Genomic DNA, 15,831 nt, shown 5'->3' with positions numbered 1-15,831 from the left:
AGGAGACGCGTGAACAAGACGGCGCGGTGGTGCGTGGCATGCGCGGCGTTGGCGGTCTTCGCGCCGGCCTGCGCGAAGAAGACGGTGGTGATCGAGAACCGCTACGCGAAGGGGGAGGAGCTCACCTACCGCCTCCTCACGAAGGGGAGCGGCACGACCTCGATGTCAGGCCTCCCGGGCCGGCCGGATGCGGCGGAGATGCCGATCGGGATGGAGATGGAGCTTCTCTACCGGACAACGGTCAAGGACGTGGACGCCCGGGGCGCGGCCGAGATCGAAACCTCCTTCGAGCGGTTCAGCTCGGTGAACGAAAGCGGCGCGCTCAAGGTGCGCATCGAGGCGGACGCGAAGGGGGCGCGGATCATCCAGGGGGAGACGGTGACGAAGGAGGCCCCCGGGCTCGACGGGCTGAAGGCCCTCTTCGCCAGACCGACCGCCTTCACGATGGACAAACGCGGCAGGGTCCTCTCCGTCGCCCGGCCGGGGGGCGTCGCGGCGATCCTCCCGCAGATGGACCTGCACGCCTTCCTCAAGCACGGGCAGTTCCTCCTGCCCGACGGGCCCGTCGCCGCGGGAAACTCGTGGGTCGAGCAGCGCACCCTCTCCCTCGGCGAGGCGGCGGGGGGGAAGGCGGAGGACGCCGGCACGCTCGTCCTCGACATCCGCTACACGCTCGTGCGGCTGACGACCAGAGGGGGACGGCGCTGCGCGGAGATCGCGCTGCAGGGGGAGATGGACGCGAAGGATGTGGCGGTCTCCCTGCCGTTGACCGGGCCCGGGGGGGCCGGGATGAAGACGGTCTTCGACCGCCTCCGGCAGCGTCTGAACGGGACGCTCTTCTTCGACCTCGGCAAAGGGTGTGCCGCCGAGCTCCGCGTCGAGACGGAACAGGACGTCACGATGACGATGCGCCTCGACGGCCCCGAGGGGGAGGCGCGCCTCTCCACCGTGACGAAGATGAAGACAGACTCCACCCTGAAGCTTGTCGAATGAACCCGACACTCGGAGAGATCCTCCGCCCGGTCTCAGCGGACCTCGAGTGCGTCGAGGAGACCATCCGCGCGCGTCTCGACTCGGCCGCGGAGCGGCTGGGGGAGCTCGCGCGCCGCTGTCTCGGGGGCGCCGCGAAGCGGATCCGGCCCGCCCTGGCCCTCCTCTCGGGGGAGGCCGCGCAGGCAGCCCCGGCCGCCGGGGACGGTGCGCGCATCCCGTTCGCCGCCTCCGCCGAACTCATCCACCTGGCCACCCTCGCGCACGACGACGTCATCGACGACGCCGCCGTGCGGCGCGGCGCGGCGACGCTCAACGCCGCCTGGGGGAACAGCGTGGCGGTCCTCTACGGCGACTACCTCCTCGCGCGCGCCTTCGAGCTGCTCTCCGAGAGGTGCGGGGCGGAACTGTTGACGGCGATGGTGCGCGTGACGCGGGAGGTGTGCGAGGGGGAGCTCCGCCAGCTGCGGCGGCGGTACGACATCTCGATGCGTGCGGCGGAGTATCGGGAGACCGTCACGATGAAGACCGCCTCGCTCTTCGCGGCGTGCTGCCGGCTGGGGGCCCTGACCGCGGGAGCGCCCGCCCCGCTCGCGGAGCGCCTCGGGCAATTCGGCATCGGGTTCGGCATCGGCTTCCAGATCGCCGACGACTGCGCCGATATCGCGGGGACCGACACCGCCAAGGACCGCTTCAAGGATATCGCGGGCGGCCGCGTGACCCTCCCGCTCATACGGGCCCTCGAAACCCTCCGGGGCGAGCACCGGGAGCGTCTGGCCTTCTGCTTCCGGGAGGGGAATGTCGCCTCGTCGAGGAGGGAGATCATCCTCTCCGGGGCGCTGGAGACGAGCGTCCGGGAGGCGGAGAAGGCGCTCGGCGACGCCGCGTCCCTTCTCGTTCCCCTCCCCGACTCGCCCGCGCGCCGCGCGCTGCGCGGCCTGGCGGGATTCGTCGCCGCCCGCGCCCGCGACTGCCTCGCAGCGGGATGACGCCGTGCGCCGGGCCCGCTGGCGCCCGTTCCCCGCGCCTGAGGGGGTGCGTCCGCGAACGCTTTGACACGCCTGCACCCTCGTGATACGATTGCCGCGGCGTAACGGGTAGAGATCTTCGCCTGCTTTCGCGCCGCACCAAAAGGAGGTTGCGTCATGCGCGTGGTGATCGTAGCGGCGGCGTTTTTCCTTTGCTGCGCGGCGGGCTTATCGGCACAGACATACACGGTGCTCCACAATTTCGCCGGAATCCCCGCGGACGGCGCATGGCCGGAGGAGGGGGTCGTATCCGATGGGAAAAGGATCTACGGGACCACCGGCAACGGCGGAGAGGAGGGCAAGGGCACCGTGTACGCGGTGAACCTCGACGGAAGCGGCTATTCGATCCTTCACTCCTTCGGCCCGGCATCCGACGGAACGTACCCGAACAGCGAGCTCGCGCTGGCCGGCGGCGTCCTCTACGGAACCACCCAGGACGGCGGCGAGAACGGATGCGGCGTTATCTACTCCATCAAAGCCAACGGCAGCGGATACAGGATCATTCACCATTTCGCCGCGGACCTGTCTTTCCCGGGCCCCGTCACGGCGGCCGGCGGCACGCTCTACGGCGTGGTCGAGACCGGAGGGACCCATAACGAAGGGATTGCCTACTCCATCAAGACCGACGGCACGGCCTATACCGTGCTCCACGAATTCGCCGGGTCTCCTTCCGACGGCGCGATACCCGTGGGGAAACTGCTTCTCGAGAAGGGTGTCCTGTACGGGGCGACCGCCATGGGAGGCAAATACCTCCGCGAGGCGGGCTCACTCTTCTCGATGGCCGACGACGGGAGCGACTACAGGGTCCTGTACGACTTCTCGGGCATGCAGACGGCCAACCCGCGCGGCGGGCTCATCTCAAACGGGAACCGCCTCTTCGGTTTCACCGTCCCGGCGCAGGAGTTCTTCTTCCTCTCCTCTCTCCCGTCCGCGGTTTTCTCCGTCGCCAAGGACGGAACCGATTTCACCATTCTCCACGCCTTCGAGGAGGAATCCGTTTTCTCACGCGGGAATAGGGAATATACTGAGAAACTGTCGAGCGATGCCTCCTTCTGCACGGGCCTTGTCCTGCAGGGGACCACGCTGTACGGCACCGTGACCTCGCTCGGGATGGTCTTCGCCAGGTCCGGTGCGGCGGGGGGGGGCGATCCGGGCGCGATCTTCAGTCTCGACGCGGCCGGGGGCGGGTATGCGGTGCGGTACCGCTTCGACGGCCTTATCGGGGGGACCGGATCGCTTCCCTCAGGGACGCCCCTGCTGCTGAAGGGGACGCTCTACGGCACCGCCACCGAAGGGGGATCGGAGGGAATGGGGGTCGTCTACTCCTGCACCCTGCCGTCGCCCCCCCCGATCGACCTGACGCCGAACAAGAGGGCCTTCTTCACGACCGATTGGATCGCGGTCAGGGCCGACGTCGCCGCCATCCGCGTGCCGTGCATACCGTTCGTTCGGCTCATTACGCCGAGCGGTCAGGAGCTTTACTGCGAGCAGGGGAAAGGGTTCACGGAGATCCCGATCGGGTATCTCGGTTTCCCCGGCGTCGCTATCGTGGCATCGCCCATCTCCGACTATCCCATCTTCGACACGCAGTTCAGGGGGATGCCGAAGGGGACGTATTACCTCGAGGGCGGCGCCATCGACCCGGTGAAGACGACGGACATACGCAATCCCGTCTATATCGGGAACGTCGACAAGGAAATCCTGACCATAGACTGAACAAAGGCAAGTCGGGGTCTCACCTATGTAGGCGGAAGGCAAGCGTAAAGACACCTTGCCAGTCAGGCCTCCCCCCCTGCACATAACTTCCACGCTCTTCTCTTGCCAGCCTGGCTGAGTATCCGCGAAGCACTGGATTGTAGCGCACCAGTCTTCAGTCACCTATCGGCGGCCTTACTCCTCAACGCCGCATGATAATCTCGGGGGAGCCCCCTATGGCCTTGCTGGAGACTGGGCCGATCGAGCGGTTTGCATAGCCTGGGAATTATGCCTCGTATTGTCGGGCAGTGAAGGCCGAGCACACAAGCAATGAGCGCAAGAAGGGCGCAGGCAATCGCAAGAGCGGCAATCGATATCTTGCATGGGCATATGTAGAGGCTGCGGTTTATGCGGTGCGGTTTAGCCCGGAGCTACGTGCATGGTATCAACGCAAGGAGAAGCGGACGAACCGGGCGGTGGCAATCAAGGCACTGGCTACTACGTTGGCCAAGGTTTGTTTCTTCATTCTACGCGACGGCGTGACTTTCGACGCTAAGAAGTTAGTGGGCTAGAACGGGCGGCGGCGGTGAACCGGATCAGGGTTTGGCATAACCGACATAAGTGAATGGGACCCGCCGCCTCCCACAGTATCCGAGGATGGGATGATGTTCCGTTTCGACCACGACGCGAGTCGGCAAAGGGCTGGGAGCAGTTGTGCGCTCGGCGGACAACATGCGAACCACGATTATGTGAGAAATCCTATTGAACGCGTCGCGGCACCGACGATTTGCTGGACCCGTAAGGGCGGGATATGTCCCACGGCGATGAGGCCTTCTCGGCCCTCCCGCCGGAATGACGAGAACCAGATGGCTGACTGAACGAAACGGTCCCATATGACGTGGGCCTTAATTCCTGATGATTGCAGGGAGTCGGGTTCGAGACGGGATGGCAGCCGAGTCACGGATGCTGATTAGTATGATCGGAGCAGATAGCTTATCCCGTGGTATTGCGCGAGAGGGAGGAATTATGTCTATCGACTCCGCGCCTTTGATGGCTGACCCTGATGCTTCGCGGAAGCCCCACGCGAAGAAAAAAGCGGCCGGGGATCGCGATCCACGGCCGCGCAGAATACCTCACTACTCGAAGGACGCCTACTTCACGACCACCTGGCCCTCCCAGTAACATCCCGGGATGACGTTCTCCTTGGACGGCGGCGTCCCCGCCGGGACAAGTCCGAGGATGAAGGTATAGGTATGCCCCTGGGTGTACGGGAGCAGCGCCGCCTGGCCGTACAGCAGCCCCTCCCACGTCGTGGGGAGGCCCGGCACACCGGCGACGAGCGGCTGCACTCCGGGGCGGAGCTCCGTCGGGTCCGACAGGTTGAAGGACTGCGTGCCACACGTCGGGGAAAGGACGATGCCGTAGGCGTCGAACGGCGTGCTAAGGGGCTGGCAAATAGCTGAGAAGGTAAACGACCCCCCGACGGACGGCGACTTGCTGCTGGCTACGCCCATGAGGATGGGCGTCGGGGTCTGGGTCGGGGTCGGGGTCAGTGTCGGGGTCAGTGTCGGGGTCGGCGTCGCCAGCATGGCGATCCCCGCCGGTGCGGTGCTGACCGGCCCGATCGCGCTGACGCTCCACGTGGAGAGATCGACGGCGGAGACGCTGGAAACCGCATCACTGCCGGAGGTGTTCGTGGCGAGCGCGGTCTTCCCGTCCCCGCTCACCGCCAGCGTATCCACGCCGAACCACGCGTAGTGCGTCTTGGACAACAGGTTCGCCGCTGCCGCCGCGCCGAGCGACACCTGCCCCGGCCCCGTCACGCTCAGCCAGGAGAGCTGCGTGGTGGCGTCTTCGGGAACGGGCGTCCCCGACGGTGCCCACGTGCAGGTTTCGACGTACGCCCTGCTCCCGTCCGGGGAGAAGGCGACGGACTGCTGACACCCCGGCAGGCCTTCCACGATCGGGGTCGTCCCCTCCACGACCGTTCCGGGACCCGTGATCCTGTAGACGTTCATCGGTGCCGGCGCCTCGAGCGTCGGAGACGGGGGCGCCGTGTTGCCGAAGTTCGCCACGATGGCGGTCTGCCCGTCGGGGGAGATCGCGACGTTGAGCGGCATGCCGTCGGTGGGGAGCGACGAGTCCGACACGATGCCGGTCGCCGGGTCGACGAGCCCGAAGACCATGAGGCGAGCAAAGTAGTCGACGAAGACGGCCGTCTGGTTGTCGGGTGCGATCGCCACCGCCTGCGCGGCTCCCGCCTTCAGCGTGGAAATGGTCGTAAGCGCGAACGTATCCAGGTCGATGACGGCCACTTCGTGTTTATAGCCCCCGTCCGTGACAAGGGCGAACTTCCCGTTCGGCGCGACGGCGACATCCTCCGCAGAGAAGCCGATCTCGATCGACCCGGCGGCGACCGGGGCGGTCGGGTCGGAGACGTCGACGCGGAACAGGAGCTCATCGCCGAAGTTGGTCACGAGGATGTACGGGCTGTTGGGGACGACCGCGACGTCGAAGAGGCCGCCGTCATCCGTGCCGAGTTCGCCCGCCAGGAACGGGCCGTGCAGCGTGGGCGGGGTCGTGCCAAGGTCGATGGTGCTGATGGTGGCTTCCGCGCTGTTCGCCACGACGGCCCATGGCGTGGCGTGGGCGGCATAATGGGGCGTCAGCGCGAGTACGGCGGCGAGAACGATGCACGCACGGATACCAATGCTCATTACATTCTCCTTTCTGTATGCACTGGTTAGGATACCACACCATCCCTCCATGTCAATGCGTATCCCCCAGGACTTGCCCCACTTTTCCGGATTTCAGGATGAAGAAGGAACAGATCCAGGGTCAGCTATGGGGTGCTCGCTCATTATCCCCCTCCCCCTTGCGGGGGAGGGTTGGGGTGGGGGGTAACAATGCACCCCATAACTGACCCATTACACATCGCCCTCCAAACCCTCAAAACCTTACAATACCCTCCAAACCTGTTGTGTGCCACCCGAAAGGGTGTTAATCTACGCATCACCGGCTCGCCATATGCCATAGGAGGGAGTTATGCCCAAGTTTGCCGCCTCGCTGATGCTCGCCATCGGTGTGTCATTGCTCGCGTCTTCCACGGACGCCCAGCTCGCCGACACGCCGTGGCCGATGTTTCGCCGCGACGCGGGGCACACGGGGCAGAGCGTGTATGAAGGGCCGTCTATTCCCGCGCTCGCGTGGAGCTATGGCACGGGGGGCTATGTGATATCCTCCCCCGCGCTGGGGAGCGACGGGAGGGTGTATGTCGGGTCCTACGATAACAACATCCACGCCGTGAATCCCGACGGCACGCTCGCGTGGAGCTATGCTGCGGAATCGAGAATTTTCTCCTCCCCCGCACTGGGGAGCGACGGGAGGCTGTATGTGGGGTCTTGGGATGACAACCTCTACGCCCTGAATTCCGACGGCACGCTCGCGTGGAGCTTTGGCACGGGGGACAGTGTGGTATCCTCCCCTGCGCTGGGGAGCGACGGGAAGGTATATGTCGGGTCCTACGACAACAGCCTCTACGCCCTGAATTCCATCGGCACGCTCGCGTGGAGCTATCTCACCGCGGACGGGACATATTCCTCCTCCCCCGCACTGGGGAGCGACGGGAGGGTGTATGTCGGGTCCGACGATTACAACCTCTACGCCCTGAATTCCGACGGCACGCTCGCGTGGAGCTATGGCACGGAGAACGATGTGTCCTCCTCCCCCGCGCTGGGGAGTGACGGGAGGGTGTATGTCGGGTCCTACGATAACAACCTCTACGCCCTGAATTCCGACGGCACGCTCGCGTGGAGCTATGGCATAGAGGACGTTGTGTACTCCTCCCCCGCGCTGGGGAGCGACGGGAGGGTGTATTTCGGGTCCGACGATAACAACCTCTACGCCGTGAATTCCGACGGCACGCTCGCGTGGAGCTATGGCACGGAGGACGATGTGTCCTCCTCCCCCGCGCTGGGGAGCGACGGGAGGGTGTATTTCGGGTCCTACGATAGCAACCTCTACGCCGTGAATTCCGACGGCACGCTCGGGTGGAGCTATGGCATAGAGGCCTTTGTGTCCTCCTCCCCCGCGCTAGGGAGCGACGGGAGGGTGTATGTCGGGTCCCATGACTGCAACCTTTACTGCATAAAGCAGGCGGCTCCGACAGAAACGCCGACGCATACCCCGACGGCGACGCCGACGCATACGCCGACGGAGACGCCCACGCCGACCCATACGCCTACGGAGACGCCGACGGAGACCCCGACGTTCACCCCGACGTTCACTCCGACGCATACACCGACGCAGACGCCGACGCACACGCCGACGTTCACGCCGACCGCCGTCCCCGCCTTCGCGACCGCGGGGCTGTGGATGAACGCTCGGACGTTCCGCGCGGGCGAGCCGATGGTACTGTACTACTCGCTCACGACGAACGCGGCGCAGGGGATGCTGGCGGACGTCTATATCGCGCTCGCGGGGCCGCGCGGGCTGCGATGGTACGTGGGGAACAACGCGTTCTCGGACAGGGTGGTGCCGATGGTGAGGGGGATGCGGGTCTCCCCCGGGAGCGTCTGGGGCACGGCGGTCTGGATGAGGCCGGACAAGACGTGGGCGGCGGGGCGGTACGAGTGGCTCGGGGGGCTGTGCGCGAGCGGGGCCGACCCGTTGGACGAGGACAGCCGTTTGAGCAACGTGGCGCGGACGGGGTTCGTGTTCGCGAAGTGACGCGCGGGCGAGGCAGCCGGAGACCACCCTGTCGGTATCACGGGCCTCGCGTCCACGCCGCCCGCATGCATGACCAGCGGACCGTCACCGGATCGTGAACGTCTTCGCCGCCTCCATGAACGCGTCGCCCCGTCCCGTGATCGGCGCGCGTACCTTCGGGGCGTGCCTTCGGGGTTAGACCTTTACTATACACTAAAAAGCTTGCGGTGGATCTTTTCCACGCGTCTGGTTAATCTTGCATCATCCGACATCTGTTGCTGAAGACGCATGTGGTTGTTTGTTATCGCAGCTCCTCCAATCCCCCCCAATTCATCCCCCAATTTCTGAAGAGGTAGATAGTTCGTGTTCAACCGATAACTCATCTCAAGCAGTACTCGCCGCGCCTCCCGATGCGGCGAACGCACTTTGAAATTTTCTGCGGGTTTGACTCCATACTCCTCTCCCACCGCCTGCGCGATCTCCTCCACGGGAATCACGCCCCTAAGCGGTTTCACCTGCGGTTGTTCCTTTCGAGTCCATTTCCGTCCGTCGACAAAGGTCTTCCTGATCCATTCAATGAAACTCTCCGTCCCCAACACCGCTCCCGCCCGCGAATCCGCAAGAGGGTTCTTCATCACCGTACCCAACCCGGATAGCACGAAGTCGCCATACCGCCTCGCCCCTTCCTTCGTCTCTCCGCCCATGTAGCCCAATACCGTATCATACAGCACAAATGAATCCCGTTTCCCCAAACCCATATAGCCGCGCAGGCTGCTCCAGCGATACTCCTTGAGTAGCTTCGCCTTCTCCTCGATCGGCAATTCTTTGTACTTCTTCAGTCGCACCGGGTTCAAATGCAAATACCGTGACAACTCCTTTAGATACTCGTCCGCCTCCACCACCACCGCCTTGAACCGCCCCCCGTATAAGTGCCCCGTAATAGTCGAGGCCTGGTCTTCGGCCTCGTCAAACCATCCCCTCGCAATGCCCCCCTTGGGGTGAGTGCCATCCGCCGGCAGCGGGTTGGCATAGATCCGGATGGATCTATCGTTTTTCAGCGGATTGGAGCTGTGCGAATCGAATTCAGCCCTGTGCAATTTACTGAGCTGCTCCCGCATCGTCTCCGACCTACGCGCCAAACCGTTGTTTTTCAGTCGATCCACAACTCCGTGCGCCTCTGCAGCCGCACCGGGTTCAGGCGCGGACACCGGATCGACTCCTGCCGCCGCTCGTCCGCCGCCGCCCTGAACCGCCCCCCGTATAAGTGCCCCGTGCTGGTCGAAACCCGATCTTCAACCTCGTCAAACCACCCCCTAAAAATGTCCCCCGTGGGGTGATTGACATCCCCCGGTAAGTAGTTACCATTGATCCAGGAGGGTATATCGGCTCTTTGACGATTTTGAGCTGCATGCAATAGACGCAAGCCGTCTATGCCCGGTGCATGTCGCGGAGGCCCATGTGCGGCCGCCGCGCCGAAGGCGGCAGGGTCGTTGACGGGAGCGGCTGGATCAGCACAGAGGAGGGGAGGCATGAAAAAGCTGATCGCTGTGCTTTGCGTGCTGCATGCAGTTGCCTCTTTTTCATCGGCCCAGAGCGACCCCCTCGTGGCGGGGGACGTCTCCTACATGCAGATCTCCATCACGCGCTCGAGCATAGACGGCGGATGGTTCTTCATCCTGGGGCTGGCAAGCGACATCTCCGGGTCTCGCCTCGGCTCTGTAAATGACAACCCCAACGACTTCACCGACTTGAACAGCTACGCGCCCGCTCCGGTGGGTCTGTGGGTGGGGCGCGATTCCGAGGATATAGCCGTCCAGGCCGGCGATTACCTGACGATTAAAATTGATTCCGGCGATTGGCGGAACATCTATCTGCCGGAGATACATGGCGGCGATATCAAGCTGTACGTGGGGGCAGACGGCTCGACATACTACGATCCCTCCTTGACCGTTCTGGCGTGCGCAGCCAATCTTTTGACAGACATCTACGTATCTTTCGGGCCCGAGAGTGCCGGAACAAAAACGTGGATAGAGGGGATCTTTTATCCGCCCTGGCCGCGATGGTTCTATTTCGACAGCGCTCAGGGGAGCGCGAAATATTATGGCTTGGCGGGTGTGCTCGAATACGGATGGATGACGGACTAGAAAATCGATCGGCGGAGTCGATCGAACGCCGGTGATGACGCAAACGTTGTACTATTGTTCAATGAAAATGCTCGAGAAAAAAAGCGGGATCAAACCTCGACTTGCGCAAGTGTCAGGGTAAACTACCCACAGCCCCCCTACCCTGAAGCGTATCGATATCCGGTTATTCGCGCTCAATCGGCGCCGTCGGGTTGTATCCCCTGATCATCCTGTCCCCATCCGCGCTCTATCCCCTCGGCGACGTGGACGAAGCCCCTGAGTTCCCTCGTGTCTTTTGCGTAACGGGATTCCCGGAGCTTCCCGGTGACGGGTATCTTATCGCCGTCTTTCAGTTGCGCGAGAAGGCCGCTCGTGCGGGCGGTCTTCTTCATCACGATGCTGTCCAAGCCCCGGGGCAGATAGATCGGATAGCCGTCTTGCCCTGCCCGGCGGGCCCAGCGGCCGTACTTGTCCGCATCGACCGGATACAGCGTGCCCTCGCGGAACTGTGCATACAACCGCAGGCTGTTCGCATTGGTGTACCCCGCCCGCTTCTCCAGAACCGTGAACTGACCGCTCATCGCCCTGAAGTACCTCCCTCCGCTCGTTCCCGCGGCTCGTCGCGTGGCGCCGGATTTCCGCATCTTCGATCCGCGGTGCCCATGCCATGACCCGAGCAGACCACCCGCCCCATCTCAGTCATTAGACGATAGTTGACCCCGGATGCCCACCTTTCCGATGGTGCGGCGCAGGCGGCGGCAGAACTCCTCGCAGATCATGATCGAGACGCCCGGGTACTCCCGGAGCATGTCCCGGAATTCGCGCTTTTCGATCTTCAGGGCCGTGACCGGCCCGTCGGCGACCGCGGTGGCCGAGCGCGGCGAGTCGTCGAAGAGCGCCATCTCGCCGAAGTAGTCGTTCTCGCCGAGCGCGGCGAGCTGGACCTCCTTCGCGTCCCCCTCCGCGTGCGAGAGGATGCGCACCTTCCCGGAGACGATCAGGTACATCGCGTGGCCCCGCTCCCCCTGGCGTATGATGCGGTCGCCGGGATCGAACGTCTCCTCGCGCGCGATCGAGGCGATGGCGAGCAGCTCCTTGAACTGGAGGTGCGCGAAGATCGGCACCCCCTTGAACGTCAGCACCTTCTCCATCAGGTCTTCCACGGCCTTTCCTCCCTGGATCTTCAGCGCCGCGATGCGCCGTTCCGCCGTCTCGCGGAGGGCGGTCGCCGCGGGCGGCCTCCCCCTCCGGCACGCCTCCCCGACGCACATCAGCCCGCAGAGCGCGTCGGCCCCGTGCGGCGAACCGAGCATCTCCCCGAGGATCCCCCCGATGGTCGCCGCCCCCAGCCGGTAGTGCCGCTCCCCGGCCGCGAGCTTGAGATCGATCGGCAGATCCTCCAGAAGCGGCAACAGCTTCCGCGCGATCTCCGGGGTGAGGGCGTTCTCGAGCGCCTCGAGCGCCTGCTCCCGCACCGACTCGTCGCGGTCGTCGTAGCTCTCCTGTATGAACTGCACCTGCCCGCCCTTCAGGAGCATCCCCAGCGCCCTGAACACCTCGTACGTCGCGTCGCTCAGCCGGTTGCGGCAGAGGAGCGACAGCACCTCGCGCGAGCGCCCGGGCGGGATCTCCTCCGCGCAGCGCAACATCGCGACCGCGCGGTACCCCTCCTCGACCTTCGCGTCGATGAAGGAGAGGAGCGTCTGCTCCTTGACCCCCAGATCGTCGAGCATCGCCATCAGCGCCGTCCGGGTGAATACCCCCGCCCGAGGCAGCGCCTCCGTGAGGAGCGGTATCGCCGCCTCGCCGTGGCCCGCGATGAGCGCCCGCGCCCCCTCGCGCACCGCCCCGTCCTCGTCGCCGAGCGCCTCGACGGCGTTCCGCACCGTCGCGGGATCCTTGAGCGCCGCGAGCCCCTCGAGCGCCTTCAGCCGCACCCGCGGGTCCGCATCGGCCTGAAGGAGGCGCCACCGCTCCGAGGAACGCGGGAGGCCGAGTTTTCCTAGCGCGGCCGCGCAGGCGGCGCGCAGCTCCGGCGCCTCCGATCCGGCGAGGGCGGCGATGCGCTCGAGGCAGCCGCGGCACCCCGCCTCCCCGAGGAAATAGACGGCGGCGGCCGCGACGCCCGGCTCCTTCGAATCGAGCCGCTGCATGCCCCATTCCGCGTCCGGCGCCCCGAGGCCGAGGAGCGCCTCCGCGGCGAGGCGGGCGTCCGGGCTCGAGCGCCACTTCCTGAAGAGGCCCGCGCCGTCGACGGGGGCCGTCCTCCTCAGCAGGGCGGCGAGCTCCGGGAGGACGGACGGGTGCACGGCGGCCGCCGCTCCGAGGAGCGCCTTCGCCGCCTCGTCGGGCGGGCCGGTCGAGACGATGCGCAGCATCTCCGCCTGCGTCTCGGGCCGCCTCCCCGCGAGGCGCGCGCCGACGAGCGTTCTCCACCCCGCGACACCGGACCGGCTCAACAGGCGGGCCGCCATCAGGGCGGTCGCGGGCCGCGCCGCGTCTAGGTTCTTCTCCAGCGCCGCGCGCGCCTGCGCCGACATCAGGGAGCGCAGGTCCCGGCCCTCCAGCTCCGCGAAGTTCACGTGCTTCTCGCTCAGGGAGCGGTAGAGGATGTCGGAGTAGGAGCGGCGAAGGCGCCAGGTGCACCAGAGCCAGGCGAGGGCAAAGACCGGCCCCACGACATTCAGCTGGAGCGGGGAGAGGTGCGACTTGAGGACCCAGAGGAGCCCGCTGCCGGCGAGCTCGCCGACCCGCCGCACCGCCCCCTGCACGAGGGCCGCCACCCGGCCGCGGAGCTGCGCGGGGATGATGTTGTAGAGCATCTGGCAGCCGGGCTTGTAGAAGGCGGCGTCGATCGCCTCGAGCCCGGCGCGGCCCGCCGCGGCGGCGGAGATCCGGAAGCTCGCGAGGAGCCCCCCGAAGGCGAACAGGTAGCCGGCGGGGAAGGAGAGGAGGACGTTGACGATGCCATGCCGGCGGAAGACGGCGCCCGCGGCCGTCACCTGGCAGGCGAGGATGAGGATGTTGAACGACCCTTTGAAGAGGCCGAAGAAGCCGAAGAGCGCCGCCTCGGACTGGTACGTCCTGTCGGCGAGGTAGTTGAAGACGTAGTCGTAGATCGGCCCGACGATGCCGGGGAGGAGGGCGAGGAGGATCAGGTAGTTGAGCAGCGAACCGCCGCGCCGCCCGAAGATCTCGCGCCGGACGAACCTGCCCAGCGAGGCGATCGTCGCCGTTCCGGAGGGGGAGAATGCGACGGGGGAGAGCCGGCTCACCTGACGTTTCCCGAGGCCGATGAGGAGCCACGAGACGAGCATCCCGGCGCCGGTGAAGAGGACCACGTTGTCGATCCCGGCGACCGCCCTGACCCACCCGCTCGACAGACTCCCCGCGATCGTCCCGATGACGGCCCCGCCGCCGATGAGGGGGAAGAGGCGCCGCGCCTTGCGCGTGGAGTAGATGTCGCTCGCGAGCGTCCAGAAGACGATGAAGAAGAGGTACTTCATCTGCTTGACGACGATGTAGACGACCGGGTACGCGAGGGGGAGGCCCGACAACACGAGGAGCCGGAGCGCGACGAGCACCCCCGCGAAGACGAGGAGGAGATCGGAGACGAGGCGGGTCCGCGCGGTCCGGTCCACGACCGGGTTGATGGCGAAGACGAGGGCGAGGAAGACGAGGGAGTTGAGGAAGTAGGTCGTGGGCAGGTGCGCGACGCCGAGGCGCTTGAGGAACACCGTCTCGGAGAAGTTCTCGTTGATGATCTGGCAGAACTGGAAGAGGGCGATGGTCCCGACCATCAGCAGGAGCAGCGGCTGCTCCTGCCGGCGGACCTTCAGGATCCTCTCCAGCGATCGGCTCATTCAGGCGCGGTGGTTGCGTCGGCGCGTTGCGGCTTCACCCCGTAAAAGTCGAGGATCCTCTTCCGGCGCTCCAGCAGCGTCCGGTAGACGTAGTCGGCGTCCTCGGCGCGCGAGTAGCAGGCAAGATCCACCGCCGCCCGCACCTGCGCGTCGCTGTACCGGGCGATGAGGTCCGCGGCCCAGAGCGCGTCCTCGCGCGTCATCTCGGCCCAGGCCAGGTTCGGATAGTTGGGCCGGTACCAGTTTGGGCGGAAGTTGCTGTCGAAGTAGCCGACCGCCTCGCTGTACGGCGCCGCCTTCCCCGGGTACGGCCTGCGCAGGAGCCCGGCCAGCTCGAGCGGCCGGGCGACCGGCCAGAGGAAGAACTCGTGGAAGCTCGCGTAGTGCTCCCAGCCGTCCCTCGGCTCCTTGATGCGGATGTTCCAGGAGCCGAGCGAGCCGCCGAAGTCGAAGACGAAGTAGCGCGTCAGCGGGACGCCCCCGACCTTGTTCACGCTGACGCCGGTGTTGTGGTCCACCCAGTCGGTGTTGTGGAGCCAGGCGGCGAAGAGCATCGACGCGCGCATCTCGCGGCGATCCTTGAATGCGCGGTAGGTCCAGTGCCCCTTGTAGCCCTCGACGAGCCGCGTCGCGACCGCCCGGCGGCCGTCGAACTCCGGATTCCCGGTGCCGGAGATGGTGACGATGGCGCTCGAGGCGATATTGTAGCCCGCCATCCGGACCAGCGTCGAGCCGATGACCTCCGCGGCGGTCACCTGCTCCTCCATCCCCGGAGGGTCGACGATGAAGATATACTCGAACCCGCGGTCGTCCATCCCGTAGAAGCCCTTCGACTTCCCCTCCTCCTTCTTGCGGGTGATCTTGACGGCGCCCCGCGGCCGTATGCGCGCATCCTCCTCGGCGAGGGATTGGGGCGTGATCGAGGCGATGCGGCGGTTGAAGAAGAAGGCGGAGTCGGGCACCCCCCCGCCCTCGCGGGCGTTGGAGGCGCGCTTCGGGAAGCCGACCATGCGCCGGATGTTCCGGGGCGCGTTGAAGAGGCGCAGCACCCTCCAGTAGACGCTGTTGGATATCCAGGCGCCGTCGAAGAACCAGTCGCCATGGATGTCCTCGCAGCGCCCCCGCACGCCCATGAAACTCTCGTAGTCGACGTTGTCGCGGACGAGGGCCTCCTCCAGCCTCTCGATTGTCTCGCGGAGCTCGGCCCGCCGGGCCCGGTCGCCCGCGAGGGAGAGCTCCTCCCGCACCCGCGCCCACTCCGCCACCCGGTTCAGGACGTCGGCGATGCGCGCCTCGCCTTCCGCCGCGGCGGCGGGGAGCGTCGCCGCCGGGATGCAGCACGCGCACAGCAGCACGGCCCACAGACGTCGCGTCATCCGATGGTTCTCCTCTGCGAGGGGCGGATCGCGGCGCAACGGCGCGGCT

General features: G+C 65.8%; 10 protein-coding genes and 3 pseudogenes. 8 read left to right on the top strand and 5 right to left on the bottom strand.

Features of this window, described 5'->3' with window-relative positions:
• Nucleotides 1-9: 9 nt before the first annotated feature.
• From GXY35_06700 to GXY35_06685, 4 genes are all read left to right on the top strand, one after another.
• A complete protein-coding gene (locus tag GXY35_06700) occupies nucleotides 10-993 on the top strand; it encodes a hypothetical protein (GenBank protein ID NLW94263.1) in 984 nt (327 codons plus the stop codon).
• Entirely contained in the window at nucleotides 990-1,979 is a 990-nt protein-coding gene (locus GXY35_06695) for a polyprenyl synthetase family protein (protein ID NLW94262.1), read from the top strand. The genes GXY35_06700 and GXY35_06695 overlap by 4 nt, the downstream gene beginning before the upstream one ends.
• A 156-nt stretch (nucleotides 1,980-2,135) precedes the next feature.
• The gene (locus GXY35_06690) at nucleotides 2,136-3,734 is read left to right on the top strand and encodes a hypothetical protein (protein NLW94261.1); all 1,599 of its coding nucleotides are present in this window, start codon (nucleotides 2,136-2,138) and stop codon (nucleotides 3,732-3,734) included.
• A 287-nt stretch (nucleotides 3,735-4,021) separates the two neighbouring features.
• The gene (locus tag GXY35_06685; protein ID NLW94260.1) at nucleotides 4,022-4,285 is read left to right on the top strand and encodes an IS110 family transposase; all 264 of its coding nucleotides are present in this window, start codon (nucleotides 4,022-4,024) and stop codon (nucleotides 4,283-4,285) included.
• Between the two features lie 579 nt (nucleotides 4,286-4,864).
• Here the strand turns inward: GXY35_06685 and GXY35_06680 are convergent.
• Nucleotides 4,865-6,430: a hypothetical protein gene (locus GXY35_06680; protein NLW94259.1), complete on the bottom strand. Its 1,566-nt coding sequence runs from the start codon at nucleotides 6,428-6,430 to the stop codon at nucleotides 4,865-4,867.
• A 421-nt stretch (nucleotides 6,431-6,851) separates the two neighbouring features.
• Here GXY35_06680 and GXY35_06675 point away from each other — a divergent pair.
• The 3 pseudogenes from GXY35_06675 (at nucleotide 6,852) to GXY35_06665 (ending at nucleotide 8,054) form a co-directional block, all read left to right on the top strand.
• Nucleotides 6,852-6,974, top strand: a pseudogene (locus tag GXY35_06675) (hypothetical protein).
• 6 nt (nucleotides 6,975-6,980) lie between these two features.
• A pseudogene (locus GXY35_06670) lies at nucleotides 6,981-7,742 on the top strand (PQQ-like beta-propeller repeat protein).
• A 132-nt stretch (nucleotides 7,743-7,874) separates the two neighbouring features.
• Nucleotides 7,875-8,054: pseudogene (locus GXY35_06665) on the top strand (hypothetical protein).
• 572 nt (nucleotides 8,055-8,626) lie between these two features.
• On the opposite strand, the gene GXY35_06660 reads toward GXY35_06665, so the two are convergent.
• Nucleotides 8,627-9,538, bottom strand: coding sequence for a hypothetical protein (locus GXY35_06660; GenBank protein ID NLW94258.1), 912 nt, complete (start codon nucleotides 9,536-9,538; stop codon nucleotides 8,627-8,629).
• A gap of 411 nt (nucleotides 9,539-9,949) precedes the next feature.
• Between GXY35_06660 and GXY35_06655 the strand changes: the two genes are divergently transcribed.
• Nucleotides 9,950-10,564: a hypothetical protein gene (locus GXY35_06655; GenBank protein NLW94257.1), complete on the top strand. Its 615-nt coding sequence runs from the start codon at nucleotides 9,950-9,952 to the stop codon at nucleotides 10,562-10,564.
• A 173-nt stretch (nucleotides 10,565-10,737) separates the two neighbouring features.
• Here the strand turns inward: GXY35_06655 and GXY35_06650 are convergent, their stop codons facing one another.
• From GXY35_06650 to GXY35_06640, 3 genes are read right to left on the bottom strand one after another with little or no spacing between them, the layout of a single operon-like run.
• Nucleotides 10,738-11,187: a hypothetical protein gene (locus GXY35_06650; GenBank protein ID NLW94256.1), complete on the bottom strand. Its 450-nt coding sequence runs from the start codon at nucleotides 11,185-11,187 to the stop codon at nucleotides 10,738-10,740.
• 51 nt (nucleotides 11,188-11,238) lie between these two features.
• Nucleotides 11,239-14,406, bottom strand: coding sequence for a cyclic nucleotide-binding domain-containing protein (locus GXY35_06645; GenBank protein NLW94255.1), 3,168 nt, complete (start codon nucleotides 14,404-14,406; stop codon nucleotides 11,239-11,241).
• Nucleotides 14,403-15,782, bottom strand: a complete 1,380-nt coding sequence (locus GXY35_06640; protein ID NLW94254.1) for a hypothetical protein — start codon at nucleotides 15,780-15,782, stop codon at nucleotides 14,403-14,405. Before GXY35_06640 ends, GXY35_06645 begins: the two co-directional genes overlap by 4 nt.
• Nucleotides 15,783-15,831 lie beyond the last annotated feature (49 nt).

Source organism: Chlamydiota bacterium, from assembly GCA_012729785.1.
Classification (GTDB): domain Bacteria; phylum Auribacterota; class Tritonobacteria; order UBA1439; family UBA1439; genus UBA1439.
Note: the sequence above shows the minus strand (reverse complement) of the source record. Positions and strands in the feature narration are given on the sequence as shown.

What these genes read in the sequence shown, in the direction of transcription:
- GXY35_06695 (NLW94262.1), top strand. Translation starts at nt 990, where the DNA reads ATGAACCCGACACTCGGAGAGATCCTCCGCCCGGTCTCAGCGGACCTC.
- GXY35_06690 (NLW94261.1), top strand. Translation starts at nt 2,136, where the DNA reads ATGCGCGTGGTGATCGTAGCGGCGGCGTTTTTCCTTTGCTGCGCGGCG.
- GXY35_06680 (NLW94259.1), bottom strand. Translation starts at nt 6,430, where the DNA reads ATGAGCATTGGTATCCGTGCGTGCATCGTTCTCGCCGCCGTACTCGCG.
- GXY35_06660 (NLW94258.1), bottom strand. Translation starts at nt 9,538, where the DNA reads ATGCGGGAGCAGCTCAGTAAATTGCACAGGGCTGAATTCGATTCGCAC.
- GXY35_06655 (NLW94257.1), top strand. Translation starts at nt 9,950, where the DNA reads ATGAAAAAGCTGATCGCTGTGCTTTGCGTGCTGCATGCAGTTGCCTCT.
- GXY35_06650 (NLW94256.1), bottom strand. Translation starts at nt 11,187, where the DNA reads ATGCGGAAATCCGGCGCCACGCGACGAGCCGCGGGAACGAGCGGAGGG.
- GXY35_06645 (NLW94255.1), bottom strand. Translation starts at nt 14,406, where the DNA reads ATGAGCCGATCGCTGGAGAGGATCCTGAAGGTCCGCCGGCAGGAGCAG.
- GXY35_06640 (NLW94254.1), bottom strand. Translation starts at nt 15,782, where the DNA reads ATGACGCGACGTCTGTGGGCCGTGCTGCTGTGCGCGTGCTGCATCCCG.